This is a genomic window from Chitinophaga sp. 22308, from assembly GCF_052045305.1.
Lineage (GTDB): Bacteria > Bacteroidota > Bacteroidia > Chitinophagales > Chitinophagaceae > Chitinophaga > Chitinophaga varians_A.
The window spans coordinates 750,439-774,367 of sequence record NZ_JBQEOP010000005.1 but is presented as its reverse complement, the minus strand read 5'-3'; the positions used below and the strand labels follow the sequence as shown (position 1 = coordinate 774,367).

General features: G+C 49.8%; 17 protein-coding genes. 10 read left to right on the top strand and 7 right to left on the bottom strand.

All coding sequences use genetic code 11. The annotated features are described in order from the left end of the window. The first annotated feature begins 219 nt into the window (after nucleotides 1-219). From ACTJJS_RS23510 to ACTJJS_RS23495, 4 genes are all read left to right on the top strand, one after another. Nucleotides 220-2,358: a DUF5916 domain-containing protein gene (locus tag ACTJJS_RS23510; protein ID WP_440665460.1), complete on the top strand. Its 2,139-nt coding sequence runs from the start codon at nucleotides 220-222 to the stop codon at nucleotides 2,356-2,358. Between the two features lie 409 nt (nucleotides 2,359-2,767). Next, entirely contained in the window at nucleotides 2,768-4,126 is a 1,359-nt protein-coding gene (locus tag ACTJJS_RS23505; RefSeq protein ID WP_440665459.1) for a peroxiredoxin family protein, read from the top strand. Between the two features lie 352 nt (nucleotides 4,127-4,478). After that, nucleotides 4,479-4,631 (top strand): hypothetical protein, encoded by a 153-nt coding sequence (locus ACTJJS_RS23500; protein WP_235021499.1) that lies wholly within the window; start codon nucleotides 4,479-4,481, stop codon nucleotides 4,629-4,631. 422 nt (nucleotides 4,632-5,053) lie between these two features. Further along, nucleotides 5,054-5,383 (top strand): LytR/AlgR family response regulator transcription factor, encoded by a 330-nt coding sequence (locus tag ACTJJS_RS23495; RefSeq protein WP_440665458.1) that lies wholly within the window; start codon nucleotides 5,054-5,056, stop codon nucleotides 5,381-5,383. A gap of 101 nt (nucleotides 5,384-5,484) precedes the next feature. Here ACTJJS_RS23495 and ACTJJS_RS23490 read toward each other — a convergent pair whose 3' ends face one another. The 7 genes from ACTJJS_RS23490 to ACTJJS_RS23460 all read right to left on the bottom strand — a co-directional run bounded on the left by ACTJJS_RS23490 (nucleotide 5,485) and on the right by ACTJJS_RS23460 (nucleotide 14,443). Next, complete coding sequence (locus ACTJJS_RS23490) at nucleotides 5,485-6,192, bottom strand: AcvB/VirJ family lysyl-phosphatidylglycerol hydrolase (protein ID WP_440665457.1); 708 nt, start codon at nucleotides 6,190-6,192, stop codon at nucleotides 5,485-5,487. 44 nt (nucleotides 6,193-6,236) lie between these two features. Then, nucleotides 6,237-8,822: a phosphatidylglycerol lysyltransferase domain-containing protein gene (locus ACTJJS_RS23485; protein ID WP_440665456.1), complete on the bottom strand. Its 2,586-nt coding sequence runs from the start codon at nucleotides 8,820-8,822 to the stop codon at nucleotides 6,237-6,239. A gap of 103 nt (nucleotides 8,823-8,925) precedes the next feature. Beyond that, on the bottom strand, nucleotides 8,926-10,479 hold the full coding sequence (locus ACTJJS_RS23480) for a T9SS type A sorting domain-containing protein (protein WP_440665455.1): 1,554 nt from the start codon (nucleotides 10,477-10,479) through the stop codon (nucleotides 8,926-8,928). 68 nt (nucleotides 10,480-10,547) lie between these two features. Then, nucleotides 10,548-11,459 carry a hypothetical protein gene (locus tag ACTJJS_RS23475; RefSeq protein WP_440665454.1) on the bottom strand — a complete coding sequence of 304 codons (912 nt, stop codon included), beginning with the start codon at nucleotides 11,457-11,459 and terminating at the stop codon, nucleotides 10,548-10,550. 33 nt (nucleotides 11,460-11,492) lie between these two features. Further along, the gene (locus ACTJJS_RS23470; protein WP_440665453.1) at nucleotides 11,493-13,160 is read right to left on the bottom strand and encodes a hypothetical protein; all 1,668 of its coding nucleotides are present in this window, start codon (nucleotides 13,158-13,160) and stop codon (nucleotides 11,493-11,495) included. Between the two features lie 224 nt (nucleotides 13,161-13,384). Then, a complete protein-coding gene (locus tag ACTJJS_RS23465) occupies nucleotides 13,385-13,822 on the bottom strand; it encodes a universal stress protein (protein WP_168871613.1) in 438 nt (145 codons plus the stop codon). A 45-nt stretch (nucleotides 13,823-13,867) separates the two neighbouring features. Further along, on the bottom strand, nucleotides 13,868-14,443 hold the full coding sequence (locus ACTJJS_RS23460) for a TetR/AcrR family transcriptional regulator (RefSeq protein WP_440665452.1): 576 nt from the start codon (nucleotides 14,441-14,443) through the stop codon (nucleotides 13,868-13,870). Between the two features lie 1,516 nt (nucleotides 14,444-15,959). On the opposite strand from ACTJJS_RS23460, the gene ACTJJS_RS23455 reads away from it, so the two are divergent. From ACTJJS_RS23455 to ACTJJS_RS23430, 6 genes are all read left to right on the top strand, one after another. Beyond that, nucleotides 15,960-16,157 carry a hypothetical protein gene (locus ACTJJS_RS23455; protein WP_343747044.1) on the top strand — a complete coding sequence of 66 codons (198 nt, stop codon included), beginning with the start codon at nucleotides 15,960-15,962 and terminating at the stop codon, nucleotides 16,155-16,157. A gap of 424 nt (nucleotides 16,158-16,581) precedes the next feature. Further along, the gene (locus tag ACTJJS_RS23450; RefSeq protein WP_440665451.1) at nucleotides 16,582-18,369 is read left to right on the top strand and encodes an alpha-L-fucosidase; all 1,788 of its coding nucleotides are present in this window, start codon (nucleotides 16,582-16,584) and stop codon (nucleotides 18,367-18,369) included. A 24-nt stretch (nucleotides 18,370-18,393) separates the two neighbouring features. Then, on the top strand, nucleotides 18,394-20,550 hold the full coding sequence (locus ACTJJS_RS23445; RefSeq protein ID WP_440665450.1) for an alpha-galactosidase: 2,157 nt from the start codon (nucleotides 18,394-18,396) through the stop codon (nucleotides 20,548-20,550). 32 nt (nucleotides 20,551-20,582) lie between these two features. Beyond that, nucleotides 20,583-21,929, top strand: coding sequence for an alpha-L-fucosidase (locus ACTJJS_RS23440; RefSeq protein WP_440665449.1), 1,347 nt, complete (start codon nucleotides 20,583-20,585; stop codon nucleotides 21,927-21,929). A 1,050-nt stretch (nucleotides 21,930-22,979) separates the two neighbouring features. Beyond that, nucleotides 22,980-23,495 (top strand): LuxR C-terminal-related transcriptional regulator, encoded by a 516-nt coding sequence (locus tag ACTJJS_RS23435; RefSeq protein WP_440665448.1) that lies wholly within the window; start codon nucleotides 22,980-22,982, stop codon nucleotides 23,493-23,495. 248 nt (nucleotides 23,496-23,743) lie between these two features. Beyond that, nucleotides 23,744-23,890 carry a hypothetical protein gene (locus tag ACTJJS_RS23430; protein ID WP_440665447.1) on the top strand — a complete coding sequence of 49 codons (147 nt, stop codon included), beginning with the start codon at nucleotides 23,744-23,746 and terminating at the stop codon, nucleotides 23,888-23,890. The last annotated feature ends 39 nt before the right edge of the window (nucleotides 23,891-23,929 follow it).

Below are 23,929 nucleotides of genomic sequence, written 5' to 3'. Positions count from 1 at the left end.
GAGGGCTTCTTTTATAGAGCAGTTATTAAGTAACCGTTCCATAAAAGAAGCCCTCAATTCGTAATTCGTAATTCGTAATTTGTAATTCCTGTTTGCCTCTTATCCTTTTTTTCTAACGCCGTTTTCCCTTTTTTGTATTTTGTTCGTTCAACCCATAACAACCAAACTGTGCGTACCATTCCACGTCTCTTGTGCCTTTTATGCTGTATAAATGTATCGTTGGCGGCAAAGGCTCAGCAGCAAAAGAAAAACGAATCATTCCATCTGCGGATAAAGAAAGCCACTTCGGCCGTCAAAATTGACGGTGTCATTGATGAACAAGCCTGGCAGGATGCAGACATAGCCGGTAATTTTCATATGGTGCTACCAATGGACACCAGTGCCGCCAGGCTACGCACCGATGTTCGCATGACTTACGATCAGCAGCACATCTACCTGCTGGTGGAAAGTTATACGCCGGATGCCGGGCCGTATATGGTGGAGTCGCTCAGGCGGGATTTCGCTTTCCTGAAGAATGATAATTTCCTGCTGTTTATGGACCCTTTTGATGATCAGACCAATGGCTTCTCTTTCGGCGCCAATGCAGCCGGTGCGCAATGGGACGGGTTGATGTATGACGGTGGCAAAGTGGACCTTAGCTGGGACAATAAATGGACTTCCGTCGTAAAGAATTATAAAGACAAGTGGGTTTTTGAAGCGGCTATCCCCTTTAAGACGATCCGTTATAAAAAAGGCATTACACATTGGGGCATCAACTTCAGCCGTAACGACCTCAAAACCACGGAGAAGTCCGCCTGGGCGCCGGTACCGCGGCAGTTTGCCACCGCATCGCTGGCCTATACCGGCAGCCTCGACTGGGACACGGTGCCGCCCGCGGCAGGTCCTAACATCTCCCTGATACCATATCTCCTGGGCGGTATAGCCAAAGATTATGACAAGGGCACGCCTGCCAAGTTCCGCCGGGACGTTGGCCTCGACGCCAAGGTAGCAGTAACTTCTTCCTTAAACCTCGACCTGACGGTTAATCCTGACTTTTCCCAGGTGGACGTGGACAAACAGGTCACTAACCTGGACCGTTTTGAACTGTTCTTTCCAGAAAAAAGGCAGTTTTTTCTGGAAAACGGGGACCAGTTCTCCAATTTCGGCTACAGCACCATACGGCCTTTTTTCTCACGGCGTATAGGCCTTGGCGTGCCCATTCATTTTGGCGCGCGATTGAGTGGCAAGTTGAATAAAGACTGGCGCCTCGGAGTGATGAACATGCAAACAGGCAAACAGGAGGAGACCGGTTTGCCGGCACAGAACTTTACTGTGGCTGCTTTGCAGCGCCGGGTGTTTTCCCGCTCTAATGTGGGCTTCATATTTATCAACAAGGAATCACTGAATTATGATCCCTCCAAAGTGGAAGACAAACCTGTTTATTCCCGGTATAACAGAAACGTAGGCCTGGAGTACAACCTGGCCTCTTCCAATAACTTCTGGACAGGCAAAGCCATGTTGCTGAAGTCGTACAGCCCTGGCAGGACCGGTCATGACTTTGCGCACGCAGCCAACCTGCAATATACCAGCAAAGTGTGGAACATCAGCTGGCAGCATGAGTATGTAGGGCGGAACTACAACGCCGAAGTGGGTTATGTGCCGCGACAAGGCTATATTAAAGTGATGCCACAGGTGACGAGGCTTTTCTTTCCGCAGTCAGGCGCTGTGCTGAGCCATGGGCCGCAGGTGACGAGCACCTGGTTTATGGACGAGAATTTCCACCGTACCGATAATGAATCCATGCTGAACTACGGGATCGTTTTCCGCAAGCGTAATACCCTGAATATATGGGCTTCCAACACGTATATACAATTGCTGAATCCTTTCGATCCGACCAATACCCGTAAAGACAGCCTGAAGACAGGCACCCGGCATAACTGGAACACCGTCGGCGCGGATTATGTGTCCAAGCCCCAGAGCCTTTTCACCTACGCTTTCTCGGCGCGGTACGGCGGGTACTACGAAGAGGGCACACGGTTGATGACCAATGCGGAGCTGGGCTATCGTTTCCAGCCTTATGTGAGCATTGCGCTCAGTGCCAACTATAATGATATACGGCTGCCACAGCCATGGGGCAATAACTCTTTCTGGCTGGTAGGCCCGCGGCTGGATGTAACGATGACGAATACACTGTTCTTTACCGGTTTTATGCAGTACAACGAACAGCAGAAAAACATCAACCTGAATACCCGCTTTCAGTGGCGGTACCGCCCGGCTTCCGATCTGTTTATAGTATATACGGATAACTATTTGCCGGAGCCTTTTTATGTGAAAAACAGGGCATTGGTGTTGAAGCTGGTATATTGGTTTAATATTTAGCGACTAACTTTGTCGGATATACGTTTTTATAAATTTATACGCCCTTCGTCTACGCTCTTCGTCTACAGTCTACGCTAACCTATACACTGCACCTGCATTTTTCGCCTGCACGCTTCGCCCACGCGTTCCGACGGGCCTGTCCCTTTATTCAATCGATTTCTACAAAGCTGTCGTAATTGCCCCATTGGTGCCTCTTTTTACCGTTTTTTGTTAATAAGCAGATGTTTAGATCTCATTAACATTTCAATTCGCAATTCCATCTATCATTGTGATCGAAAAAACACAATGGCCGCATCCTAAAAAAACTAAAACAGCTCAAAACATCAGAGTTTTCATTTACTATCGTTGTGAATACAACCCCCTGCGGTTTTTACTGTGGGGATTTTTCATGTCCCTAAAATTATCGTGTATGCAATGTCATCTAAAACTGTCGCTTTTGTTTTCAGTAGGATTCCTGATGATAGCGCAGCAGGCGTCTGCGCAGGCATTTACCACTATTTCAGGCAGGGTGAAAGGAGGGAAAGGCCAACCGGTATCGGTTTCATGGTGGAGTGAGCCGGGCGTGCTGCCGGCAAAAAGCCAGGATACCTTACTACAGAAAGACACTTTTTGTTTCCGGCTGCCGGCGGAACCTATGGCGGTACTATTTTTTTACCTGGATGCCGGCGGGCCGCGCAACTTTTATGGCACACTGCGGCCTGGTGACAGTCTCTCACTGAATTTTACCGATGATACATTAATACTGGCAGGAAACGGTGCACCGGCCTGCCGGGCGCAATATCTCTCGCGCAGGGCGCAGGAGCGGGTGTCACAGCCGGTAAAGGATGATGTGCCTTCCCGGGTGGCATGGTACCGTCAGCAAATGACGGCCGCGGAAGCGGTGTTGCAAAATTATCATGACAGCCTTCCCGCATCTGAGTATGCGGTCGTACGGGCCAATGTGCTCGGGGAAACCGCTGCCAGGATGATAGCCTGCCTCTGGCATGCTTCACCGGAAGGGATGGCTGTGGCTGAACAGGCTTCCCTGTACCGGCAGGCTATCATGCCCGCTTTGCCGGCCATTGTTCCTTCTGATACTACGGCCCTGGCTATACGTTATCTGAATTACCTGCTGCAGAAAGCGGAAGCAGATTATTTTATGCAGCAGCACAGTCAGTGTACCGACCGGGAGATCTATGACTGGATCAAATCACATTATACGGGCATCCTGCGGGATAAACTGCTGGCGCATCAGTTGCTGCAAAGTCTTGCTGCCGGTGGACAACAGGAAGTGTTGGCAAATTGTGCGCAGGATTATCTGTCCATCGTGCAGCATGCTGCATGCAAGCAGGCCATCGCAGCCAAGTACGGAAAAATAAAGAAAGGTATCAGCAAAGGTATGCCGGCACCGGCTTTCAGCCTTCCGGACAGCGCGGGCCACCCCGTCAACCTGAATTATTTTGCCGGTAAAGTGGTGCTGCTGCATTTCTATGACGCAGACGACCAGTTGCTGCCTTCCCTCTCGGAAATCAATACCTGCTTCAATAAAGAAGAGGTGGTATTTGTACATATCAACTGTAACAGCAACGCCTCTCCGAAGTATCCCGGCGTACAGCTGTGGGCCGACGGACAAATTGCCACTGTGCTGGAACAGTACAACATCAGCCGTTATCCCGCGCTCATCGTGGTAGGCAAAAACGGCAGCATCTATGCAACAAGGCCGCCAGACCCCACTGTCGACCACGGCGCAGCACTTGCTGACATCATCTATGCAGCATTATTGCAGTAGCCCCATTTTTCTGCTTATATCCAATATTTTATCTGTTCACACGTTAAGAAAAAGTACGCAAAACAACCGCATCAGCGCCATTGACCCGCAGCCGATTTTTAGAGAGAAACCCGTTTAAATCAGTTTACTAATATTTATAATAAAATATATATATGGGAAATCTGGTTTAATCTTAGTTATTATCGTAAATTCAATATATAACCGTTAAGCCCCTCTATGCCACATGCCAAAGCGTTATTTTGATCGACTACAAACCATTGATTACCTAATCAGGATCAAAGGGACCGGTAAACCCGCTCAGTTAGCCAAGCGGCTTCGTATTTCCGAACGAACACTCTATGAATTCCTCAAAATGATGAAGGAGTTAGGTGCTCCCATTGAGTACGACCGGTACAAAGAAAGTTATTACTACTCAGAAAAAGGTGGATTCAACATCCGGTTCTCCAAGAACCTGGTTACCGCCGCTGGTGCAGTAATGATGCTCCTCCTGATCAATCTCTGGTAAAAAGTCGGCGCCCGGATTCACCTGACAGATCACCGACAGGTAATCACTGCGCTTCAGCCGCCCCCAGTGGGCCTAAGATTTACACCAGCAGGCCTACCCCTGTTAGTACGAATCTTTTGTTACATCTTGAAAAATGGACAGCCAACAGGGAGTCGCATTCCTGTCCTGTCCATTTTTTTATTAAGCTTAAAATCTTTACAAGTGATTAACAAATTCCTGCTTTATTCCTCTCATATTTACTGAGATGAATAATAACCCCGTTTGCTCCCTAACCGGCTCAAACCGGGGTCCCATATAAAAAGACTTTTTTATAACGCGGTTTAGATTAGATTTTAGATTACACGCAGGTTTCTCTCCAGTCACCTGCTTCTTTCTTATATTCACAGACAATCTTATCGCAAATCGCTACCAAAACAAATCTTATGTCCCGTAATTATTTTACGCTCCGCTGCGGTGACCAGCATGAAAAGATACCGTACGATGAGCTGCAGTACCTCGAAGTGATGAACGACCACATCCTGCTACACCTGCAGGAGAAACGCCTCGCTACCATGGAAACGCTTGACTGGATCATGTCCCAGCTTCCCATGTCTGCATTCCTGCGCGTACATCAATGGTTCGTAGTGTCATATCGCCACATTACCCGGCTGGGGGAAAATTACCTGATGATCGGTAATGTCAAAATCCCTGTCAGTCAACAGGCCCTTGCATCCCTCTCCACCGCTATGGCCGGAAAGGTAATGGAAAGCTGATAAGGATATCATGATAACTTCCTGTAATAACAGGCAACCGGACGACCAATAACCGTTCTTCCGGTTGATCTCCTCATGCCCATACCCGTCAGCGATTTGAATTACCGGATAGCTGACAATATCTTGCCCGCCACGCCATTGGCATCTTCATCATAGGCATGTCCTCCCGGCAATACCAGCTTCCTGTAATGCGCAATCGTAAGATCAGCCAGGTTAAAATCCTTCTCCCCGGCCCCAAATACCAGCAACACCGGCTTGTCAGCAATACGGTTCATCTCAGCAGTGACGTTCATCCCCTTGCTGGACGACCTGCCCAGCATATCGGAAATATGCACCTCCATATCTGTAAAACGGGAAGGAGATAAAAACACGACCTGCGTCACCTGGGAGGAAATATTTTCCGGTAGCTGATTGTAGATGAAAGGCAACACATCGGCGCCCAGGGAATACCCAATTAGTATCACCCCGTGATTGCTGCTCCAGGCCGACTGGTAATAGCGGATCAACTCCGCTACATCCGTGGCCGCCTGCTGAGGCGTTTTTTTATTCCAGAAATATTTCAGTGCATTCAACGCCACTACCGGATAGTTGTGCTGCTGAAACGCTTCAATCATGTTGGCGGAAAACTTCTTCATACCGCCATCTCCGGTAATGTAAAGAATAAGTGGCGCTGTACTGCCGGCAGGAGGCGCTTTTACCTGCACGGGCAATTTGTTCACATTGGTTTGCGCGGGCAACTGTAAAGCGGAACATAATAATACTCCCATCAGCCACCACCTGCCTGTCTGTAATAAATCTCTGGTTAGCATATACAAAGATATCTCCTTCCTCCAAATCAAAATCTGTTCCGTACTCAGGGCTGCATCACCTTACTGAGGGCTACCGGTAGCTGGATCAAATCAAAATCGTGTTCGTAAATCAGGTACTTGTTGGTCCACATGGTGGCATATTTGTCCTTGAACTCCCGCAACCCCTGGTAATGCCGGAAGAAGCGGAGTTTCTCATAGGCATATTTTACCATCTTTTCGGCGGTGTTCTCCGGTTGACTGATACCGGACATGGGCACCATGCCCAGGTTGAGGTATTGCAGGCCCTTGTCCTGCGCGTCCTGTATCAGCGCAATGATCAGCGCGTCCATCACGCCGCCTGGCGCATTGGTACGCTTACGTATCAGGTCATAGGTACACTCGCCGGGCGCATAATCCGGGATGATATTGAGGAAGGCGGCAATGTTGCCGTCCGCATCGGTAACAGTGATCACGTCCTGGTCGCGCATAGCAACTGCATCGAAAAGTCCCTGCGAAAAAGTCATCTCCTTGACTTCATACTGCTGCAGCCATTCATCGCTTACTACTTTCAGCGCGGATAACATGGCGGTGGACTGCGGCGCCGGATTCAACCGGGTCACATAACCTTTGTTGGCCAGGCTATTGAGCGCATTACGCAGGGACTTTTTGTCCTTGCCGCTCAGCGTAAAGTCACGTATGTCCATAATGGCTTCCTGCCCGATCAGCATCTTTTTCTTCTTCAGTTGACTGAAATAATAGGTGCTGTCTTCATCTACCCGGTAAAAAGCAGGCCGCAGGCCCATCTTCTTACATTGTTGTTCAAACTCTTCCAGCAGCAACAATTTATTGTCTTCACTACAAACCGGTTCTTCCAGCACAATAGCAAAACTGCTGGCTACCCGGTAAGCAATAAAACCTTCGTACTGATCGGATACGTACAGGATTTTATCTTCTCCCACTTTAAAGTAGTCCATGGGAGAATCCCCATACTGGCTCAGGTAGAAGCGGGCTTTCTCCAGCGTGGTGTTGTTATGTTTTGATACATGCAGGTACGGTCTGATGATCGTATAAAACAGGAAGGCCCATGAGCTGACGCCCAGTACCCGGATGGCCGACATAAATTCGCGCGCAAACCGTGTTACAGGCTGCAAGCCATCATCTTCCAGCAGCATAAAGCAGTGGAAAGCATGCCGCAGGGACTGTTGCCAGGTGAAGTCAATACCAAAGTGTCTTACGTTCAGAAAATAAAAGCCGATGGTGCCGAAAAACAATACCAGCAGGAAAGTGGCTACCGCTGTAACCACACCGATATTGACCAGTTGCGGATTGCTTTTTACGCGGTACTGGCGGGCGGTGACCAGCAGCAGGAAACTGGTTACCAGCGCAAGGCTGGCCTCTTCATAGTCCAGTGCTTTGCCGATGTGGCCAAACACGGACAGCAACGATACACATAACGCAACGATCCACGCGCTGCGCAGCCCTCTGAAAAGAAAGGTGGCCGTCACCAGCAGGATAAGCCCGGAAAATACGACCAGCAGATTGGAGGCATGGATAGATGTACCGGGGATATAAGCCCGCAGCAGATGCATACGGTAGGCTAACGGTGGCGTTAGTACGGAGAATATGTTGACCATTCCCAGCAGGAAAATCAGGATAGGAGGCAACAGGCGCAGCACCAGGTCGCGGCCTTTCAGTGCAAAGGCCACCATACCGGCGGCCAGCGGCAACCAGAATTCAAACAAACGGAACAGCAGCGTTATCTCTAACGCCTGCAGGGTGCTGTAGCCGTAGTTGCTGAGCAGGTAAGCCAGCGACAGCTCAATGGCCCCCAGTCCGCGCAGGAAGGGAGAGATAATCAGGAATATAGTGGCTACGATATAACCTACGCAGGCCGCTTCCAGCGACGGGGTGACACCGGTGGCCAGCATACTGAGATAAAGATGCGCCACGCCGGCCACTTCTATCAGCACCGAAGCCAGCACCGTGTAAGTGAAAGAAGACAATGACAACTGAAAAGTAAACATCTCGTCCACTTTGTGCGCCGTGGCCGGAAAGTACCGTATCAGCAGTTGATAGGCTCTACCTTTGGTTTGCATGGACCGCACCAGCCATACTACCAACGCCAGCAAAGCACAGATGGCTGCGAGGCCCCAGCCGGCATCTTTCATGCTGCCGGTATGCAACATGGCATACATCACTACCGGAATACCTACCAGGAAAACCGAAAGAATACCAATAAAACCGTAGATGCCGGAAGCCTGGTGTATCTGCTGTTTGTGCACCTGTGCCCGTCGCAGGCTTTGCGGCACATAGGCCAGTGAACTAATGCCACCGGCGGGCAGGAATACGGACAACAGGTTCCGTTTCAGAAAAAGTTCGGTGCCCAGGTAAGTACTTAGTCGGGAACCGACCGACCGGAAACTGAACACGTACATCAATGCCTGCAACAATATGTAGATGCCCGTTACAGCAACGCCAATTATTATCCACACCCGGTCGGCCCTTTCAATAGCCGGCACCAGTGACTTCAGTTCGTGGCGTTGGGAACGGAAAAAATAAATCGCCAACAGAATAAATAACAGGGCTAACAGCTCCTTCCAGTGGAGCTTACGCAGAAAAGCCGCAGACAGAAACTTTTTTTCAAGAGGCATGGTAAATGGTTATACTTGATTTTGTCGTCAACCACAAAGTTAACCTGCCCAATGGTGTAAATATCTGCGCCATAAAGAGTTTAAGCGGATTTTAATATCTGCATTATTCCATTAATACGATTTTTTCTGTATGTATAGTTTGCCCATTTTCATCCAGAAACTGTAAGAAATAGATACCTCTCGCCAGATAAGTGGGGATGTCCAGTTCATAGTAATTGCGGGTAGGCAGCGGCTGCTGGTACTCCTGTGTGAGGATGCGCCTGCCGGGGACATCCAGCAGGGCGATGGCTTTGACGTGAAGGCCGGCGCCATAATAGATGTGTACTACCCGGCCACGTACCGGATTTGGCCATACGGTGATATCGCCTTTGGCGTTTTTGCCTTTTACGAGACGAACAGGCCCGTAGAAGTAACTACCGTCGGTCATGATAACTTTAATTCTGTAGAAGATAAATTTATCATTGGGTTGATAGTCAGTACCGGCGTAGCCAACGGGGAAATAGCTGATACCGCCCGGCGCACTGCTTTTTACAAAGCCGATGGAGTCGAAGTTGGGAGTGCCGGCGTATTTACGTTCAATGGTAAATCCGGCGCAGAAATATTCACGGCCGGTGATCCAGCGCAGCAGCACGCTGTCAGCATTGCTGCTGCTGCGAGCGGCTTCAAAGTATTGCAGGGTGGTCGTTTCCGGGCTGTTGACTGTTTCTGCCACCAGGCTGGTAAAATAATTGGTGGTGGTCAGATGTTGGAATGCCCTGACGCCGTAGGCTGCCTGGTTATCTGGCCCGGCGGTGGAAAAGATATTCGGTGATACCGGTGCTGCCCGTTGTGCTGCCACGTCCCAGCCGGAGGGAAGATACCGGGCCAGGTAGCTGGTGTTGCGGTTAGCTTCATATACCGGGCCTTCATCGCCCAAACCGTGCACCAGCCACAGGTTGATAGCTGCGTCCGGTTGGGACACATCTATTTGCCAGGTTTTGTTGACGCTTGTCAGTAATAAGTTACGACCGGTAGTCAGGTCCAGGAAGGTGCTATCTGTAACGCCTACACGAAAATCTGCGGTCACGCCTTTGTTGGCCATGGCCGCCGGTGTAAAGGAAGAAGGCCTGGTACCGACGGGAAATACGACTGTACCGTCGGATGCGGCGATCTGTTTACGGTACAGGAAGCCGCCGCCGGTGACGATAAAACGCTGCGGAGAATAATGCCGTATATCTCCCGGCGTATGGTGCCCAACCACGAGGTTCCAGCCATTTAGGAAAATATGTCCTTTTCGTATATCCAGCACGTTTACCACTTTCATATCGCTGAGATCATCGAGTATGAGGCCCGGAGAGCTTTCCACGCTGAGATTTGGGAAGCTGGCGCCTGTATTCATTACCGCGCTGAAGCCGCCGGTGATGTGCTGGTACAGCGCCGGATCGGGCTGGGCGAAGCGGAATAGTCCACCGGCAGCACTGAAGCCGTCAATGCTTTCATCATGGATCGTAGCGTTGTTGCTGTTACGCCAGCGCAGCCCGAAGAAATTTACCACGGAACCGGATGTGGAAAGAATATCCCCTTCATTGACCATATCCCCGAAGATACTGATGGTGTCTTTGCCGAAGATACCTACCCGCGCATCGGAATGCAGCCACGTGGCTGCCTGCCCCGCCATGGTGGCGGGAAATAGTAAGAGAAGCGATATGTATAACAGGTTCCGGATAAGATTTTTTTTTAGGCCGGCTAATAGCCGATGACCGTGAGAAAGACCTTATGTGTTTTGTCAGTGTCTTGTGCCATGCCGTTTAGGATCGTCAATCCGGCGTTGCCGCGGATGATGACCATATTGACGGCAGTCACCGTGTAACTGGTCACGATGGGAATGGGAGCATCCGAAACGCCGCTGCCGGTACCACCCAGGCCGGTAGCCTGAATGCTCAGGATATTGGTGAAACCGGCATTGGAGATATTGGCCGTAACGGAACCTCCGCCAGCGTTGTACAGCGTGTCTGCCCATATCTTGATGGTATTGGTGAGCGGAGAGGAACCGCTTTTGTTATAAAACAAGGGGGCAGTGGCCGTGCGTACTACGTTGCCGGAAGCATCCACGCCGATACCGGCGGCACTGGCGGTAACGGGCGAAGCGCTGGTAAGGTTTTGCAGCAATACCCCTGACGTATTGGCCACGCCGCTTGTTACGTGCAGGGTGGCGGAAGGCGAGGATGTGCCTATGCCGACATTGCCGGTTGACGAGATGGCCACGCGTTTGGTATTGTTGGTCCGGAATACCAGGCCGGTGGCGTCGGTAGTGCCGATGAACCTGGTGAGCGTATCGGTGCCGGCATTGCCGGTCAGTTTCCAGTTACTACCGGTGACGGCTATACTATCAGCCAGCTGCGACCAGCCTCCGTTGCGCCGTACCATCACGCTGCTGGCGGGGATATAATAGATCAGCATGCCATTGGGGGAAGAGGAGAGCGGTGCCACGGTGGTGTCCTGTATGCGGGGAAGCAACAGGCCTTGCGACTTCGCTCTGATTTCCAGCAATGCTGATTTGGTGGTGGCCGAGACGGTATCACTGAGCAGCAGCTGTTGCGCCTGCAGACTCTGCCACAGCAGCAACAGCGCGCAGCCATGCAATATGTATTTCAGCATAATAACAGTTTAGCACCAGTAATGTATCGTTGTCTATTTCTTAATGACCCACCAGTTGGTGCCGTCTGTCTGAATGGTTACATACGTGTAATTGTTGTAGATGGTATAACTGCTGCCGCCTTCAATTTGTCCGCCGGTGGGCTGGATCACTACGCTGTTGTCGATGCTGCCGCCGGTTTTTTTGATGGTGTATACGCGGCCAACGATATTGGTGCCTGGTGGCAGCGTGATGGTCACGGAGCCGGTAGAAGCGTTGACCAGTACGGTGTTATCTGTTTCGGTGAGACTGCCGGAGCTGTTGACGGACCGGATATTCATAGACATTGATCCGCTTACCTGCAGGGTGGAATTGGCGCTGACCGCGCCGCCAATATTGGCGCCTTTGCCCACGGCGAGGGAATCGCGCAGGGTTTTGTTGCCTGCAAAAGTCTGCGTGGAATCGTTGACCACCCCGCGCGCAGTGGTACTGGCATCGGGTACGTTGATGGTGAGGCGGTTGGTGGCCGATGTGCTGTCTATATTGACATCAGTACCATTTTTACCTGTGAGAAAAGAGATGGCAGGTCCGGTTTGACCATTGATCTGCCGTATGCCGACCGAGAAAGCGGTGGAGTCTACCAGCCTGTTTTCAATAGCGCCGGTGGTGGGATTGCGGAAAAGCACGCTGGTAGTGGCGGTGCTTACATTGGGCGGTGCTGTGGCCAGTGTGACGTTACCGGTAATGTTGGCGCCACCGCCGGTGATACGCAGGCCGTTGCCCACTGTTGCCGCGCCGGTTACGCCGAGGCTGCCGGCCATACTGGCGCTGTCGCGGAATGTTTTCACGCCCGCGAAGGTTTGGCTGGTAACGGACACGCCGCCCGGATTAGTCGCGTCCGCGGCCACCATTTGCAGGGTGCCTGTGGCGGGGTCCAGCGCCAGGCCGTTGGCGTTGGTGGGCGTATTGACAAAAGCGCCGATGGTGATCGCCTGTTGTTTGCTGCTGAAACTGGCCCAGTCGGCATAGGTGAGCAGACCGGTTTTCTGCGTGGTGCCGTTCACGATGGGAACGTTCATAGTAATGGTACTATCGGCGGCGGTAGTGGTAACGCCGTAAGCTGCGTTGGCGGTATCCGCCTTGATGGTAAATCCCTGTCTGGCTACGCCGTTGAGCGTACGGATTGCGTCATTAAACGCGGCGGCGGAGAGGTTGCGCTGATTAACGGTGCCGGTGGCCGGGTCGATGACAAGGACGCTGATCAGCGAGGTGCTGGTGGGCACCTGTTTAAGGGCAACGTTCTGGTTAGCGGCAATGCTGATGGCTTCTGTGCCGTTTGTCCTTACAGATAATGGCTGATTATCGGATGTGCCGATATAATTGGCCGTGGTGGTGCCGGCGTTGCCTTTGAGTTGCCAGCTGCTGCCTGAAACAGCGAGGCTGTCGGCCAGTTTGGCCCAGTATCCGCCGCGGCGTACCATCAGGCTTTGGGTGCCGGTGAAGTAGATGATCATCCCGTCGGGGGCGGTGGTGAGCGGCGCCAGGGTGGTGTCCGGAATCCTGGGGAGGAGCAAACCCTGACGAAGGCTTTCCAGTTCCAGGATGGAAGCCTTGTTGATAGTGGCCGGATTATCACCGATTTTGAGCTGTGCCCGTACGGCCGTGGACGCTAATAGCAATAGGAACAGCGCTGCCAGGCGAAGAGTTGTGTAATGATTTTTCATGCACAAGAAAATTTAGGGTTGAGTGGATAATGGAAACAATGCGGTATAGGGCCCTGATTGGGGGCTGTGCAGTGGGGGGATGCGGAGAGATATGCAGTAACTAATTCAATATAAATATACGCTTTCCCGTTAGGTTACCATCAAAAAAATATCCCGGCCGGAGCCGGGATATTTACAACAGACAGGGCCGTTTGCTGTTGTCTTATCATTGTAGAATTTGCCGCTTAGTGTTCTTCCTTGTTGTAGGGTACCACGAGTACGGGTATACGGGCGTGACGGATAATGTATTCCGCCGTACTGCCTACCAGCATGTGGTTGAGGCCGGTGCGTCCGTGGGTGCCTACCACCAAGATGGCATGTTCCCCGTTGTGGGCCTCGTCAAGTGTTTCATTTTTTGGATTGCCGGTCGTTACACGGATGTTGATATTGGCAGCCGGGTATTTGTTTTTGTAAGTCTGAAGAATGTCTTCTGCTTCTTTAATCCTGCCTGGTATGTCATCGGTAAATACGGGACCAGCTTCCGGCAGGCCGAGGCCTATGCCGATTTCGATCACGGTGAACAACGTAACGGAAGCCTGCATTTTTTCAGCCAGCTCAACGCCTGTGTTGATCACCTGTTCGGAGAATGGACTCAGGTCGACTGCGATCATGATTTCTGCCATATGCGGTGTATTTATGTGTGAATAATTATTCGTTTATTATAGCTGTCAGGCTTTGATGGCGTCCCAACAGAGATCGAACGTAATACTTGTCCGGGTTTTTGTAAGGGCCGTGCCACTGTAGTGCGTTTGTTTCACCAGTTCGTTCATGGAGCCGATGATAAAGGTGATCAGCAGGTCCTGGTCCACATTTTTGATCAGTTGTTCCGTCTGCCCTCTTGCTATCAGCGCATAAAACGGTTCCGCCAGCTGTCTTGCCTTTTCCCGTGTGGCTGCGGTGATATAGGGAGAGTGGTAACACTGCTCCAGGAAAATAAACTCTTCAAAGTTCTGCAGCCGGTAGCGGAGTATGTTCATCCAGATATGCCGGAACCCGGGCTTGAACGGCTGCTGCGCATCATATCTCCGGAAGGACACCGCAATGGAGTTCTCCCGGCAGGTGGCAAATAATGCGTTGATCAGCGCATCTTTGTTATCGAAATATACGTACAGGGTGCCGGTAGCGATGCCTGCTTCTTTGGAAATATCTCCCATGGTCATGCCTGCCAGTCCCTTTTTGGCCACCAGCTTCAGCACGGCCCTGAAAATACGCGCATACTTCTTATCGTCTTTCAGTTTCACCATACAAATATAAGTGAATATTTATTCACTAAAAAAGCTGTTTTAAATGTTTTCTAAGACTCATTGAAACGTGTTTACAGGTACCTGTGAGAAAAATGGAAATGACGTTATAGCAGCAAAAAAGAGAGGGGCAAAAATAACCGGGGAAATCAGGATAACAGGCAGTAGAGGAAAAAATAGCCGTTGAGCAACCCATCACGATCAACCCCCGTAGTTTATACCACAGGGGTACTGTAGTTTGTTGATTAAATCACGCTTTGGAAAAACGTTGGTTTAACCAGCATATTAAAATTAGTCAACCATTGATTAGAAAAATCCAACTGGCCTGGACAAGCCGATTGGGGTTTAGCTGAGATATTTGTTAGATGTATGCATTTCATTTGTTACTATTTTTCATAACGCAGTGTTAGTACCGTAATATTACTGGCAATCCCCACTGATTTAGTTAATAGAATCTAAACGTCTCCGGATTAACAAATGGAAACGCTGTTGAGATCGACTGAAACCCTTTGTGGATAAGGATTGATGGGATTTGTATATTTATCCACACTTATTAACAGGTATCCACACACGATATCCACATAGATGTTGATAACTGATAAAAACCTTGTCTGTAGGGATGATGGTATTGCTGGTTGACTATCTGCAGGCGGCAAATTACCGGTTTATCCACAAATGTTATCCACATACCTTGTAGCGTCGTCTGGAAATGCAGCCTGGCAGGTATTTGTTTTTTCAGTTGCCGGAAGGAAGACCGTGAAATACCCTGCTGACGCGCGATAGCCGCCATCTCAATGCCATAATGACGCTGAAAAGGTGGCTGTGGACTGCTGACAGCCTTCCATACTATGGCGAATACCCGGAATGCATGGATTGACGGGGAGTCGCGGTCAGCCGCCAGCCGCTCTTCCGGGAAAGCCTTGCCTGAAGGCGGTTAACACCCGGGACACGGTCACGCACCTACGGACTGGCTCCTATCCGGCCCGGCATGGACACCTGGGTGAACTATCGCCCGTTACCGGCGAAAAGCTCTTCCCGTGACTTTATCATACGTCTACCTGATTCCCTGTATACTGCAATGCTATTGCGTTGGAGAATCCCAATAACATTACTGTGGAGAATACCTGATATGCTTTTTCATGATCGCGTGGATAACTGCGATAATGATGCAGGATGAATTGCTCAAAAACACTGCTGTGGAGAATAATCATATGTTCCCTTAGTATTACAGGAAAATAACTGCGATAATGATGCATGAAGGCCAGAGCGAATATTGTTGATCTACAATCACCGACAGTTGAAAATGAAACCTAAAGCCCTTATTTTTAAACAGAACGGCAGGAAGAGAAATGCAATTCACCCGGACGAAAGGTGTAAAGTCCTGAAGGACCTGACTGCGACCATATGGCAGATGTCAGCCGGGAACTGTTTACATCAACGGTGATCAAAGCCTCGGAGCGCTACGCCGGGCGAAGTAAGCAAGTTAATCCTGCAATAACACTTAAAACAGCGTTACACAATGACCAGGGAAGAATTAGTTGAATTGGTGAAAAAGATATCCGCCGCAGCGGGCACCGAAGAAGAGATCGGCAATATGCTTGATTTGCTGGAGAAGCATGTGCCCGATCCCAACGTATGCGACTATATCTACTGGGAAGACCTTACGCCGGAAGAAGTGGTGAATAAAGCACTGAAATACAAACCTATCCGGCTTTAACAACCACGGGACAGCAAATGGGAATAGTATCAGTTGCTGCAATGATATCTCAGTAAAACCGCAAAAAAATACCCTTGCTGTGACAATGCAGCAAGGGCTTTAAAAACATTCACATGTCATCTGCAGAAAGATAGAGCTACTGACAGATGTTGATAATCAAAATTGAAGCCTAGTAATATGTTGAATAAGATGAATACTAACCGTTGAAAAAGTTATCATGCAGGATGCAAGTGTTAACTTCTGTTATCGAAGATAGAAATTACATTTTGTAAAATTGGTTAACCATTCGTTAACGTAAGCGTATAGCCTTGAATGCTATCCTTTTCTTATATCATTTTCCCTTTCCCTGATATCATTTTCCAGCCGCTTGCACATGCCAGTGCTTATGTATATTTTTTGACCGGTGCTATAAAAATCCAGCGTTATGAAGCGACTTGTACTGTTGTTATGGACGGTATGTTGGTATCCTGCCCTTTTTGCCCAGGATATGCCAGATATGTGGACGAAATCCGGCGGTAACAACCCTGCCCATCCGGGCCTGAAATGGTTCACCGGAGCCAAATTCGGCCTTTTTATCCACTGGGGGCTGTATTCTAAACTCGGCGGCCGCTGGAAAGACAGCAGTTACTACGGCAGCGGTGAATGGATCATGAACCGCGCAAAAGCGCCGGCAAAAGAATATGCAGCCGTCGCTAAAACCTTTAACCCACAAGGATTTAACGCAGAGGAATGGGCCAACACCGCCAGTGAAGCGGGCGTGAAATACATGGTCATCACCGCCAAACATCATGAAGGATTCAGTATGTACGATTCCAAAGTGACCGACTTTGATATCGTAGATGCGTCGCCGTATGGCAAAGATCCCATGAAAGCGCTCTCCAAAGCCTGTCGCGATAAAGGCATCCGGTTCGGCTTCTATTACTCCCAGTTCCTCGACTGGCACGAACCGAACGGTGGCGGCAACAGCTGGGACTTTAAAACCAAAGACAAGGACTACCAGCAGTATTATCGCACCAAATCCATCCCGCAACTGAGAGAACTGCTCACCAACTACGGTCAGCTGGGACTGGTGTGGTTCGACATGCCGGGCGGCCTCACCCCGGAGCAGACCAAACAGATGATTGACAGCCTGCGCCTGCTGCAGCCCAATTGCCTGTTCAGCAGCAGGGTAGGCCACGGCCTCGGCGATTACCGCGATTTCGGGGATTCTGAAGTGCCTCCGGTGCCTATCACCGGCGCATGGGAATCTATCTATACCCACAACGATTCCTGGGGATACATTCAACATGACCTCAACTTTAAATCTCCCAAAGAAATTATACAACTCCTTTCCAATGTAGCCTCCAAAGGAGGTAACCTGATGCTCAACGTAGGACCGGACGGCGATGGCAAATGGCCGCAGTACTCCATCGATTATCTGAAAGCTACCGGCAGATGGTTAAAACAATATGGTGAAAGTATCTATGGTACTACCTATGGACTTATCCCTGCGCAGCCCTGGGGCGTTACGACCAGCAAACCCGGCAAGCTGTTCCTCCATGTATGGGAGATGCCGGCCGACCGCCAGCTGCGGGTGCCCGGCGTGGACGCAAAGGTGAAGTCCGTTAAAATACTGGGCACCGGTACTACACTCAACTTCCGGCAACAACCAGGGGAAACCACTGTGCAACTGCCTGTAACGCTGCCGGATACACGTAATACCGTATTGGTGATGGAATACGGCGGCAATCAATCAGACCGTTCCCAACTGCGCACACAAACTGTCAGCAGCCAATATCCACAGGCGGAAATACCCACTGTATGGGCTATCTATAACGGCGCTGCCAAAAACAAACTGTTTACATGGTCACACTATTTCGGCGACTGGAAACATGATAACCTCGCCTATGATATGACCACACCGGAAGATGCACTTGTGTTTCCGCTGGACATACAGGACGCGGGAGATTACAGGATCGTCCTGGAATATGCCTGCGAACAGGCCAGCGCTTCACAGCAGGGCGTAGTAACGCTCAATGGCCAGCAGCTGCCTTTTCTGACACTGTTTACCGGTCAGTTCGACAGCCATAAGCCCATGATGTTTATCCGGCACGCCATCGGTATCCTGAACGTAGACAAGCCGGGGATCAACAACCTGACCGTAAAACCGGTGTCAGGCAATCAAAAGGAATTGTTCCGGTTGCGCAAGGTCATCCTTCAACCGGTGAAATAAGGACTGCTAAATTTATAGTGACCAATGAAAAAAACGATGCCCCTGCTATTGACAGCAGGTTTGTACGCCACGCTGGCAACTGCACAGACAAAGATGCCGGCCCGCGACTGGCTGGTGGACCCAAAAGGGTTTACCGCTACCGCCACGGAAAAGGGAAAAGAAATAGTGCTCAGTAATGGTTTGCTGAGCCGCAGTTTTCGTACTGCCCCCAACGTTATTTGTACCGATTTCCGCAACCTGGTGAGCGGAGAACAGCTGCTGCGTGCCGTAAAACCTGAAGCCCGCCTTTTTATCAACGGTCGCGCATACCAGGTAGGAGGCGCTGCCGGCCAACGCCAGCAGGCTTATCTGTTGCCCGGATGGCTCGGCAACCTGCAGGCCGGTGACCATGATTTTGTATATGCCGGTCATCAGATTACTGACCTGCAACCTGTGCTTGACTGGAAAGCCAACCGCTGGTGTTCCAATCCCCGTCAGGCTACCGGCAAAGCCGTGATCTTTACCTACAAAGCACAGGCGCCGGAGCTACAGGGCGTTACTGTAAAAGTGCATTACGAAGTTTTTGATGGTATCCCACTGCTGGCCAAGTGGCTGGAGGTGACTAACGGTACCGGGCAAACGTTGAAGCTGGACCAGGTTGTCAATGAAATACTGGCCACGCCGGAAGAAGAGTCAACTGTTGTAGGAAGCCCGGACAAGATAAAAACGCCGCATGGCATTTACGTGGAAAGCAACTATACGTTCAATAACTCCATGACCGCTTCGCTCAGCGATCAGACCACACACTGGAAAACGGACAGCACCTATACCTCACAGGTGAACTACGATTTACAGACACCCTGTTTGCTGGAAGTACATCCCAAAGTGGCGGTAGGTATTACAATGGCCGCAGGGGAACATTTTGAATCCATCCGTACTTACGAACTGCTGCTCGACAGTTATGACAGGGAACGTAACGGGCTGGCCAAACGCCGCATGTACCGGATAGTGGCGCCATGGACCACAGAAAATCCCATTTTCATGCATTTGGTCAGTACTGACCCGATGAAGGTGAAGAATATCATCGATCAATGTGCGGCTACCGGCTACGAAGGCGTGATCCTCAGCTTCGGCAGCGGCCTCAATATGGAAGACACCAGTGCAGCCAATATCGCCAAATATAAAGCCCTGGCTGATTATGCCCATAGCAAAAAGGTGATGCTGGGCGGTTACTCCCTGTTTTCGAGCAGGCGTATCAGTGATGAAGACGATGTGATCAATCCTGCTACCGGCAAACCCGGTGGCGCTTTCTTCGGCAACGCCCCTTGTCTGGGCAGTAAATGGGGCCTGGGCTACCTGGATAAACTGAAACATTTCATTACCGCTACCGGCTTCGATATTTTCGAAAATGACGGGCCTTACCCCGGTGATGTCTGTGCTTCTGCCACGCATCCGGGGCATAGTGGCAAAGACGATTCCCAGTGGAAACAAATGCAGCTGCAAAAAGGGCTGTACCATTTCCTGAATGCCAAAGGCGTGTACGTCAATGCGCCTGACTGGTACTTTATGGACGGCACCAATAAAATCGGTTTGGGCTACCGCGAAGTGAATTTCTCACTGCCAAGGGAAGAACAACTGATCCTCAACCGGCAGAATATTTTCGATGGCACCTGGGAGAAAACACCTTCCATGAGCTGGGGTTTTGTGCCGCTGAGCGAATACCAGGGCGGCGGCGCCGCTGCCACGCTGGAGCCGCTTAAAGACCACCTCGATGCGTACGAGCAACTGATGATGCAATACTATGGCGCCGGCATACAGGCATGTTACCGTGGACCGCGGTTGTATGATACCGATGCCACGCGTCAACTGGTGCAGCAGGTGATAGGCTGGTACAAAAAATACCGGGATATCCTTAACACCGATGTGATGCACCTGCGCCGTGCCGATGGCCGTGACTGGGATGGTATTATGCATGTCAGTTCCGTATTGCCACAGAAAGCCATGGTGATGCTCTATAATCCCACCACCGCGCCGGTTACCCGGGAAGTGGCGCTGCCGCTGTATTATACCGGGCTTACACAAACAGTGAAAATAAGAGAGAAAGAAGGGGCTTTAAAAACGTATAGCCTTGACCGTCAGTATACCGCACATGTGAAAGTGACTATCCCGGCGTCCGGGTATACCTGGCTGGTAGCAGAGTAAACATCAATCATGAAATTTTTTAATTACAACTTATGAAGAAACTGACATTCGCCGTTATTACGCTGCTGTGTTGTCTGCAAATACAGGCGCAGGCGCAACAGAAGAAGCTTTTCAACGAAACGCCGGAGCAAATGGAAAAGCGCCTGTCCTGGTGGCTGCACGACCGCTTCGGCATGTTTATACACTGGGGCCTGTATTCCCTGCCCGCCCGCCATGAGTGGATTAAAAACTATGAGCGCATCACAGACAGCGCTTATCAGAAGTATTTCGACAACTTCGATCCCGACCTGTATAATCCGCGTGAGTGGGCCCGCATGGCCAAAGCCGCCGGTATGAAGTATGCCGTGATCACGACCAAGCACCATGAAGGTTTCTGTCTCTTTGATTCCAAATACACCGATTATAAAGCTACAAAGACAGCTGCCAAAAAGGACCTGCTCAGGGAATGGGTGGACGCTTTCAGGGCAGAAGGACTGAAGGTCGGGTTTTATTATTCGCTTATTGACTGGCATCATCCGGACTTTACCATCGACAGGGTGCATCCGCAGCGTGTCAGTGATCCGAAGGAATACGAAAGACTCAATAAAGGCCGTGACATGGAAAAGTACCGTACTTATCTGTTTAACCAGGTACGGGAGTTGATGACCAACTACGGAAAGGTTGATATCCTGTGGACAGACTTCTCTTATCCGGGCGCGAATGGAAAGGACCATAACGACTGGAATTCGGTGGAGCTGATCAAAATGGTGCGTAAGCTGCAACCGGGCATTATTATCAATGACAGGCTGGACCTCGGTGAATATGATGATGGCGGCGATTTTGCGACGCCGGAGCAATACAAGGTGTCTGAGTGGCCTACCCGTAACGGCAAACGGATACATTGGGAAACCTGTCAGACCTTCTCCGGCTCTTGGGGATATTACAGGGATGAGACTTCCTGGAAGGACAACAAACAGTTGCTGGTGTTGCTGATAGAATCTGTCAGCAAAGGCGGCAACCTGTTGCTCAATGTAGGACCTACTTCCCGTGGCCTGTTCGATGCCCGTGCGCAGGAGCGCCTGCAGGGCATGGGCGCCTGGATGAAGGTCAACGGGCGTTCCATCTATGGTTGCACAGAGGCGCCTGCCGGTATTCAACGGCCGGATAATACCCTGCTTACCTATAATCCCGACACAAAAAGGTTGTATGTGCACCTGCTCGATTATCCGTTACAACGCATAGAGCTGCCGGGACTGAAAGGCAAGGTAAAATATGCACAGTTCCTGCATGACGGATCTGAACTGAAAATGAAAGAAACCGATAAAGGCGCATTGGCCATAGATGTGCCGGTACGTAAGCCGGACGTGGAAATTCCGGTAATCGAGCTGATGCTGGAGTAGTTCCGCATCTGTACGCAATGAGTATGAAAACGCAAAAGCGGAGGGCTATAATAAGCCTTCCGCTTTTTGCGTTTTTTCAACTATCAGAAAAAAGACTTCTTTTTGTGAGAAAAGGTATTATTTTTATTGTACCATTTCTTTTTGTTAAACATTCGGAATGAAGCTATTAGTCAGGGATTAAGCACATACATGACACAACCGGTGCCTTAATCAGCTTCAGGATGCCGGAACTCCGGGCGTCCCAATGTCATCAATACAGCAATGGAGCAACCATATCCGTTTATTATTCAGCCAGCTGAACAACGGTGACCGGGTGTAATCGTTAGTAACGGGAACGTATATACCAGGTAGCGGAAGAACGGCGGCGAAACACTAAAACCATTAAAACCATATTTTTCCCGGATTAAGCCATAGTCGGCAGCCGGGGCCGATGAAGTAAAAAGTATTCATTACTGTAAGGTTGTCAGAGAAGTTCATCAACCAATTACGGAACAGCAGCAATGGTAGAAGCATACAAGAAGCCCTATGTTTTTCCCGGGTGTACATCAGCCCGTACCAGAAAACCAGATTTGAAAAAACAGATAAGGAAGTAGAAAAACGTGCAGAAATGGTTAAAATGTAATATATATGATTAAATATAATTTGTTAGAATTGCAAAAATAGCAGGCTTTCAAAAAGCTGATAACTAGTTGATTGTAATTCAGTTAATCCTTAATTTGTTGATTTAAACCACGTTAGTTGTTAGTTTTTACTCTAATATTGAACAAATTGTATATTAATATTTATTGAAAAACCATATACGTATCCGATTGACTGCTGATAGTAATTGTTTCAAATTTGTTTGGGGTATGGAAACCGTGTGAACTTTCCATTATGCAAAATATTCAGCCATACCAGCTTCCAGACTTACGGTTAAAAATGGAAGATTTTCATACGAAATATACATAACCCAAAAGGAATAATATGAAAAAAGTGGGGCCTATAAATGCTGGTCATTTAGGAGAAGGGGAGATTTATGAAGTGACAGCATTGCATAGCGAATCAACGAACATGTTACAACAATTAGCTAAAGATATCTGTAACCTTGTTTTTATGGATATAGAGATACCTGGATTGACTGCAATTGAGGCTGCCAGTATTGTAAAAGCTGCGTATCCCGACATAAACGTGATTTTGCTGACTTTAAATGAGAAAGGTAAATCCCTGACCGAAATGCCCGTCCGGGAGGAAGGGTTTGAGGCGGACCATATACCGCCCGTGTCTTTGACCGAGTTCATTTCGCAAGTCTACGAAACAGCGCTGCAATCTAATATGGTGGCAGTAAACAAGGTATTGGCGTTTTTCCGGAAAGAACGCGGAAGTACTCATGATCCTTATGGATTATCACCCCGTGAAAGAGAAATCCTGCGTTGCCTGGTCAATGGTGATACTTACAAGCAGATCGCCGAACACTGTCATATCAGTGTGGGAACGGTCCGCTCGCATATCATGAACATCTACCGCAAACTTGACGTGAATTCCCGTTCCAATGCCATCGTGAAAGCCATGAAAGAACGGCTGGTATGAACTTTTTCGGTTAAATGATGACCTGTGCCATGAAAGTGCAACCGGTGTAAGTACTGGCGCCTGTGCCTGAAGCCCTCAATGGAAACCGATGTTAATGCCAACCCTGGTATGCGGGCCAAATGCATATAACCCATACCGGTAACCTAATCCTTTTCAATGAAAGACATGTGTCAACAGCAATGTGACAAAACGGAGAGCCTGTAAGCGCTTACGCCGACAGGGGGAGCTTTTGCATATACCTGCTGCGCATGGCCATCATCGATGAAAGAAAAGTTGCTTTAGAGCAGGTGCCGTTCCACCATCTGGCGGACGGCGTGCCTGCTTCTGCCGGAGGCTTGCCACAGAGGCCGTTGATTACTGTACCGATCCGCGCCCATCAGACGGATCAGCCATGATCATGGCCATCACGGTTTAAAAAAATACCGATAAAAGAC